Origin of the sequence: Pelomonas sp. Root1444 (assembly GCF_001426885.1) — a bacterium.
Lineage (GTDB): Bacteria > Pseudomonadota > Gammaproteobacteria > Burkholderiales > Burkholderiaceae_C > Pelomonas.
Map to the genome: position 1 here is coordinate 549,363 of NZ_LMFP01000001.1, position 432 is coordinate 549,794.

At 65.7% G+C, this 432-nt stretch carries 1 protein-coding gene; it reads left to right on the plus strand.

Translation table 11 applies throughout. The annotated features are described in order from the left end of the window. Positions 1-153: 153 nt before the first annotated feature. Positions 154-432 (plus strand): hypothetical protein (locus tag ASD35_RS27860; protein ID WP_235538209.1); only part of this gene is annotated, 279 nt, incomplete at its 3' end.

Consider the following 432-nt stretch of genomic DNA (forward strand, 5'->3'; position numbering starts at 1 on the left):
CCACGTGCACTCGCTGCGCATCGCAACAACCCATCGTCGTTCGGGCAAACGCGAGCCGCTGCGCTCTCGCTGCTGTCCTTGTCACCAGCGTCACTCATCGCACCACCTGCCCGCTTAACGCGCGGCTGCACGCCGGGCTCACCAGAAGACCAAATGCAGCGTCGCTGGGGCGACGCGACGGCTAGTTGCGCTCGGCGGCGTCGCCCCAGCGACGCGGTTTTTCCTGATGAGCCCGGCGTGCAGCCGGCGTTAACCGGCGTGAAGAGGCGATGGATGGTGCTCGTCATAGGGACAGCAGCGAGAGCGCAGCGGGTCGCTTCGTGGCGCAATGGCACTGAGCGTTCTCGCGCGCCGTTCTTGGCGGCGTGCCGCTCGCGTGCGGTTCAGCGCCTCTTCTTTGGTGACTTTCTTCTGGCGCCGCAGAAGAAAGTT